General features: G+C 36.0%; 4 protein-coding genes and 4 pseudogenes. 3 read left to right on the forward strand and 5 right to left on the reverse strand.

Going from position 1 to position 7,268, the window contains the following annotated elements; all coding sequences use genetic code 11:
- From HMPREF0518_RS04490 to HMPREF0518_RS04500, 3 genes and pseudogenes are all read left to right on the forward strand, one after another.
- A pseudogene (locus tag HMPREF0518_RS04490) lies at positions 1–507 on the forward strand (IS4 family transposase); the annotation flags it as partial.
- A gap of 138 nt (positions 508–645) precedes the next feature.
- Positions 646–1,258: pseudogene (locus HMPREF0518_RS04495) on the forward strand (DedA family protein).
- A gap of 99 nt (positions 1,259–1,357) precedes the next feature.
- Positions 1,358–2,743, forward strand: a complete 1,386-nt coding sequence (locus tag HMPREF0518_RS04500; protein WP_003626556.1) for an APC family permease — start codon at positions 1,358–1,360, stop codon at positions 2,741–2,743.
- 61 nt (positions 2,744–2,804) lie between these two features.
- On the opposite strand, the pseudogene HMPREF0518_RS04505 reads toward HMPREF0518_RS04500, so the two are convergent.
- From HMPREF0518_RS04505 to coaBC, 5 genes and pseudogenes are all read right to left on the reverse strand, one after another.
- Positions 2,805–3,650, reverse strand: a pseudogene (locus HMPREF0518_RS04505) (NAD(P)-dependent oxidoreductase).
- Complete coding sequence (locus HMPREF0518_RS11110; protein ID WP_003626560.1) at positions 3,641–3,769, reverse strand: hypothetical protein; 129 nt, start codon at positions 3,767–3,769, stop codon at positions 3,641–3,643. Before HMPREF0518_RS11110 ends, HMPREF0518_RS04505 begins: the two are co-directional and overlap by 10 nt.
- Positions 3,770–3,832: 63 nt before the next feature.
- Positions 3,833–4,645, reverse strand: a pseudogene (yidA, locus tag HMPREF0518_RS04510) (sugar-phosphatase).
- 46 nt (positions 4,646–4,691) lie between these two features.
- On the reverse strand, positions 4,692–5,528 hold the full coding sequence (locus HMPREF0518_RS04515; protein WP_003626566.1) for an aldo/keto reductase family protein: 837 nt from the start codon (positions 5,526–5,528) through the stop codon (positions 4,692–4,694).
- Positions 5,529–5,699: 171 nt separating this feature from the next.
- Positions 5,700–6,893, reverse strand: coding sequence for a bifunctional phosphopantothenoylcysteine decarboxylase/phosphopantothenate--cysteine ligase CoaBC (coaBC, locus tag HMPREF0518_RS04520; protein WP_023191937.1), 1,194 nt, complete (start codon positions 6,891–6,893; stop codon positions 5,700–5,702).
- Positions 6,894–7,268 lie beyond the last annotated feature (375 nt).

Consider the following 7,268-nt stretch of genomic DNA (forward strand, 5'->3'; position numbering starts at 1 on the left):
CCTGCCAAAGATGGTGCCCAGATTGATGCCAGAATAGTCTGCGTAAGAAATCGTTCCAACCGCAAAGACTGGATCGCTCTTATTTGCACGGACATGACGATCGATGAAAATGAGATCATCAGAATTTACGGCCAAAGATGGGACATCGAGGTCTTCTTCAAGACCTGCAAGAGTTTCTTGAAGCTTGGCACTGAATACCATGGCCTGTCATATGATGCATTGACTGCCCATACAGCTTTCGTCTTTCTGCGCTACATGTTCATGTCAGTTGAGAAGCGAGATGATGAAGATGATAGGACAATAGGCGAGCTCTTTTATTGCATGGTAGACGAGCTTGCGGACATCACTTTCAATTATTCCCTACAAACCCTGGTGGAAGCCATGTTCGAGAGTGTGAAAGAGATCTTCCAACCGACAGAAGAGCAGATGGAAAGGTTCACCAACGCTTTCATTTCACGCCTCCCAAAGTACATGCAAGAGGCTATATCGCCATCATTAGCAGCTTAATTGAATATTCACTGGCTAAACTATTGAGTTTTCAAGGCTTCATAGTTCTTTTTGGTGTGGGAAGTTTAAGTTATAGCTATTTAAATTAAAATTTGCTAAATTGAGTTTACATTGATATAGAAACATAGAGGATACATGATGACTAATTTTGTTTTTGACTTAATTAACCAATTTAGCTACATGGCCATCAGTTTTTTAATTGCCATCGAAAATGTCTTTCCATCTATCCCTTCAGAAGTCATTTTATCTTTTGCAGGGTTTGCCACACACCACTCCCAAATGACGGTTGTAGGAACGGTTATTGCTTCTACTTATTGGGGCAGTCCTTGGAGCTTTAATTTTATACGGTATCGGCTGGTTCTTAAATGAAGAACGCTTAGAACGCATCTTAGATCATAAAGCTTTTAAAATGCTTGGCTTTAAAAGAGGCGATGTACAAAAGGCAATCAATTGGTTTGATAAGTACGGCACAGGTGCTTTTTTCTATGGGCGCTGCATTCCTGTCATACGAAGCTTAATTTCAATTCCTGCTGGAACTGCAAAAGTAAAAATGTCTAAGTTCTTAATTTACACTACTTTAGGGAGCTTAGTATGGAACACAATTCTAGTAGCGTTGGGTTCTTACATGAGAGAAAAATGGCATGTAATAGTTACTATTTTTGAAGAATACTCTTTGATTATTGCTGGTCTAATTCTAATTGCAATGATCTTCTTCTCCTTCAGATGGTACAAACAAAAAATTAAAAACTAACATAAAAAGTCCTATTTCACATGAATAGGGCTTTTTCTTCTTCAAAAAATTAAAAAGATAATGTAAAATTAATCTAACTCTATTTTAAGGGATGATGTAATGAGATTTAACATTTTTAGGAAACAAAGCATTCAAAATTATCTTGGCAAAGATATCAAATTTGCTAAGACAATTAATGCGGTAGATTTAATGTCCCTCGGTGTTGGTGCTGTAATTGGTACTGGGATCTTCATTTTACCAGGGACAGTAGCTGCTACTCTTGCAGGACCCGGGGTAAGTCTATCATTTGTAGTAGCCGCCATAGTTTGTGCGCTGGCTGGAATGTGCTATGCCGAATTTGCTTCAGCCATTCCAGTAGCCGGGAGTGCTTATTCATACGGTAATATTGTGTACGGCGAATTCACTGGCTGGATTATCGGCTGGGCCTTAATTCTAGAATACATGCTTTCGGTAGCAACGGTAGCTGCTGGCTGGTCCTCTTATTTCAGCTCCTTCATAAGTCCATTCGGGTTGAAAATTCCACATGCTGTTTCTGGGCCAATGAATCTTTCTCATGGGGTTTACTTTGACTTAGTTTCAGTCTTAATAATTTTACTAATTAGCATCCTGCTTTCTCGCGGGATGAAAAATTCTATCAAAATCAACATCGTAGCCGTTTTTATTAAAATAGCTATCATTTTAATTTTCATCTTTGCCGGTTTACACTTCATTAAACCAGCCAATTATCATCCATTTTTGCCATATCATTTCTCAGGCGTAATCAAAGGTGCTACTACAGTCTTCTTTGCTTTCCTTGGATTCGATGTAGTTTCATCTTCTGCTGCCGAAGTTAAAAATCCTAAGAAAAATATGCCATTAGGAATTATCGGTACTTTAGCAATTGCAGCTCTGCTTTACTTTGGTGTTTCAATAGTTTTAACAGGGATGGTCAACTATACCAAGCTTAATGTATCTAATCCAGTTGCATTCGCCTTGCAATACGTTCACCAAAATTGGGTAGCAGAACTACTCTCATTTGGGGCAATGCTAGGAATGGCTACAATGATGCTGACGATGATTTATTCAAGTTCTCGTTTAATTTATGCCATGGCAAGAGACGGCTTGCTTCCTACAACTTTTAGTAAGTTAGATAAAAAGCATAATTCTCCTCAAAATGCCTTAATAGTTGTAACCATTATTATTGCTTCAGGAGCCGCATTTTTCTCAGTTGATCAATTAGCCAACTTAGTAAATTTCGGCACACTTTTTGCCTTTACCTTAGTATCATTTGGTATTTTAAAACTAAGAAAAAGAACAGACATTACCAATGATGGCTTTAAGGTTCCAGGGTATCCATATTTGCCAATTATTTCTGGTTTAATCTGTATCTTTATGATTTGTCACCTAAGTTCCGAAGTTTATCTAATGGCAATCATTTGGCTCGTAATCGGTAGTGTGATTTACTTCGTTTATGGTTACCATCACAGTCAGCTTGACCATAACTAACATACCAAAAATTATGTAAAATAAAAAAAGCAATTTTGCAATTGCTTTTTTATTTTTGCCTCTAATTAATTTGATTAATAGCCTTACCATCCTTGAAGAAGGACAAAACATTGTTAGCTGCTTCTTTAGATAAATTATATCTAGCAACATGTGTAGCTGAGCCTACATGTGGAGTCATAATCACATTATCCATCTCCACTAATTCTTGTCTAGGATGAGGTTCATTTTCAAACACGTCTAACGCTGCACCAGCAATCTCATCATTCTTTAAAGCTGAAATCAATGCATTGCTATCAACTAAAGAACCACGAGCTACATTAATTAAAAATGCAGTATCCTTCATTTGTTTAAACGCATCAGCATTAATAATGTGGTAAGTTTCAATCGGTTAAAGGAGCAGCAAACTTAAGAAATCTGCATTCTTGATCAAATCAGCAAAATCAACATACTTAGCATCAAGTTCTGCTTCAAGTTTTTCATCAAGTTGATGGCGATTATGATAGATAATCTTCATTCCTAAAGCTTTAGCAAAACGTGCAACTTGTTGACCAATTCTGCCCATGCCTAAAATACCTAAATTTTTGCCTTCAATTGAATAGCCTTGATTATCATATTCATCAGCATTCAAAAATACGCCTTCACGCAAAGTATGGTCATAATAACGAAGACGACGTGCCGAAGCTAAGATCATTGTTAAAGCCAATTCGGCTGTTGGACGCAAAACGCTTTCAGGACAATTTAAAACTACAATTCCCTTTTCCTTAGCATATTCTGTATCAACATGATCAAAGCCAACACCATAAGTAGAAATAATTTTCAAATTCTTGGCAACATCAATCATTTGCTTATCAAAGATCATCTTAGCCACAATTACGCCATCATATGCAGCAATATGATCTAAACCCATTGACGATCATCATCTAGGCGATGTCCAACAGGTCCAACAGTTATATCACATACTTCTTTTAATTCTGTTAAGGCGTCGTCTCTCAAACCGCCTAAAACTAAAACTTTTGCTTTACTCATCTTTATTAACCTCTATTTAATATTTCTTAAGTCAAGATACCACTAATTGCTTTAAATTAACATCTATTTTGCAAATTTATTAATAGCTACAGCGACGCCATCATGATCACAATCTGCTGTTACTGCATCGGCATGCTTCTTAGTGTAATCTACAGCATTCCCCATTGCCACACCTATTCCAGCATATTCCAGCATCGGTGCATCATTTGCTTGATCACCTAAAGCCATAACATTTTCTGGAGCGATTTTCAAATAATTGCACAGTCTTTCTAATCCAGTTCCTTTATCAACTCCAGCTGCAGTAGCTTCATAATAAAAAGGTTCAGTTTTAGAAAAAACTACTCTGTCTTTCATCTGTTAAAATAACGGACTAGTAATTTTGCTATCTAAATAATCTGGATCATCAATATACATACACTTAATAATCGGAATATGTCGCATCTCTTCTTGAGTTCGATAAGAGACTTCTAATTTTACCACCCGTGAATTATAGATCGTATAGTGTCCTAGATCGCGATTAGCTGTATAAATTCGATCTAGACTCACGCTATGAAAATGCAAATTCAATTTGCGAGCGATCGCTTCAAGATCAATATAGTCTTCATATTTCAAACCTTGCTTGAAAATAACTTGACCATTTGTCGATTCAACTACCGCTCCATTGAAGCTTACTACGTACTCATTATCCTGACAATTTAAACCTAACTCATCAAGATAACACTGCACACCAGATAGAGGACGACCTGTACAAATAACTATCTGTATTACGCGCTCTCTTGCAGCCAAAACTGCCTCTTTTACTGCTGGTGTTATTTCTTTTTTAGAATTTACTAAGGTGCCATCAATATCAATTGCTATTAATTTTATTTTGCTCATTTTTCTTTCTCAAAAATAAATAAGTATTGCTTAAACGCGATACTTATTAAACAGCTACATTTTGATCATGCTCTTTAAGCTTGATCAACTTCTCCATATCTTCATCATTGATTCTAAAATCAATGTGTAAATTTTCTTTCATTTCCGCAATATTATCGCTCTTAGGCAATACAATGCATCCCAGTTGCAAATCAAAGGCTAACATTAATTGAGCTGGACTTACATTATATTTATTGGCGTATTCATTTATCTTTGGATCTTTAAGCAATCGGCCATGAGCTAATGGCGAATAAGCTTCAATCTGAATACCTAAACTTTTGCAATAGTTCATTAGATCCATTGGTACTTTATCAATGTGTACTTCAATATGATTAACTGCAGGCTTTATCGTCCCATTATCGACAATATTTGCCACATCTTCTTGCAAGAAATTAGATACACCAATTGCCCTAACCTTACCTGCCTTTACAGCTTCTTCCATTGCACGCCAATTCTCCAGATTTCCTTCAAAATAGCGATCATCAGTTCGGTTCACTTCAATCCAAGGTTGCGGTGAATGAATCAACAATAAATCAATATACTCTAGACTAAAACGGTCTAAGGCATCATCAATTGCCTCTTTAGTACCTTCATAGTCTTTAACTGCGGTTGGCAATTTGGTTGTTAAAAATATATTACTACGTTCAATATCGGAGTTCCAAATACCTTTACCGACTCCCTTTTCATTGCCGTAGTCTTTGGCAGTATCAAAGGAACGGTAGCCAACGCCAATTGCTTGGCGGACTACTTTTCTAACATCATCATTATTGATTAGCCAAGTTCCTAATTGAATCTGGGGAATTTCTACTCTGTTATTAAGCGTCAAAGTTTTTGCGAATTTCACACTTTCACACCTCTATACCTTAATTTAAGATATCTCTACTTAAAGTTGTTATTCTTTAAAATGTTATTTTTAATGGCTAAAGTCTTAATTTTAGAATCAATTATCAAAATACGATATGTTATATTACAAAAGTGCTACATTATATTGCTTATATTAATATATATGTGAACATCATTTTAATTTATTAGCTATCTTTTTTATTAAAGCTACTGCAATTTCCTGTTTAGTCATCAATGGCCATTTTTCTATCTTTGTATTGTTTTGCAAAATAACGACTTGATCTTTATCATTGCCAAAAACATTATTTGAAACGTCATTGGCCACAATCATGTCTGCTCCTTTGTTCTTTAGCTTCTTTTCTGCATTTTTAAGCAAATCATTTGTTTCAGCTGCAAAGCCAACTACTACTTGGTTAGCCTTCTTATGACTAGAAACTTCATGCAAAATATCTTTAGTTTTTACTAAAGTTAAAGATAACGTATCTTGCTCAGGATTCTTCTTTAACTTGTGATCGGCAACTTTTTCCATTCGCCAATCTGCCACGGCAGCAGCCATGATTAAAACATCTGCATGCTGAAATTTATCTTCAACAGCCTTGAGCATTGCCTCACTGCTTGATGCATGAATTAATTCAATATTGTTTGCCTTAGGAAGAGGAATTGTAACATTACCATAAATCAGTTTTACCTGTGCTCCAGCTTCTGCGGCCTTTTGTGCAATAGCAATTCCCATTTTTCCACTTGAACGATTACCAATAAAACGAACTGGATCAATTGCTTCTTGTGTACCGCCAGCCGTCACTACGATCGTTTTATTTTTCAAGATCTTGTTTTCATCCAAAATATCTTGCACCCAAGCCGTAATATCTTCCGGTTCAGGCATTCTGCCCTTTGCAGCATAGCCTTCAGCTAGCATTCCAGTTGCGGGCTCCATCACATGAACACCGTCACCTTTTAAAAGCGCTATATTACGCTGGGTTGCAGGATTATTCCACATTTGATCATTCATAGCTGGCACGACTAATTTGGGCGCTTTTGTTGCCAAAATAGTCGTACTGGCTGTATCATCTGCAATTCCATTAGCCATTTTGCTAATAAAGTTTGCAGTAGCAGGTACAATTAAAGCCAATTGACTCCAGCGTGCTAAATGAACATGAGGGATGCTTGCTTCATTTGCTTTCTCCCATAAATCATCTAAAACTGGATATTTTGTTAAAGCGGCTAAAGTATTAGTCGTTACAAAATGCTCCGCATTTTTGGTCATTACTATTCGAACTTCATGTCCTTGTTTTTCTAAATTGCGAACGACTTGAACAGCCTTATAAGCTGCAATTCCACCTGTTAAATAAACCGTTACTCGTGTCATTTTACTTGTTCCTTTTTTTAAAATCATTTATTTTCATTTTATCTCATTCCAGAAAATAGTAGAGTAGTTTAGAGAAAAAAATAAAAAAGTGAGATTTATAATTTATAGTAAAGGTGATAGTTTCTTGTCTACTATTGATTACCCTTTCATCCTGTAGTTTTAATAAACAAGCAACTTCATATCCCAAAGTTAAAACAATTAAAGTAGTTGACGAACCGATTTTTCTTAAAAAGCCTCAAACTTAATAAAGTGCTTCCTTATTCGCCATTAAGATTATAAGATTTACCTACCAAGAAAACGATCTATATTAATCCAAACCAGGTTTTGGAGCATTCAAAGAAATGATTAGGTTCATTTCTTTTTTAATTTGCATAT

It is taken from the genome of Lactobacillus helveticus DSM 20075 = CGMCC 1.1877, assembly GCF_000160855.1.
Lineage (GTDB): Bacteria > Bacillota > Bacilli > Lactobacillales > Lactobacillaceae > Lactobacillus > Lactobacillus helveticus.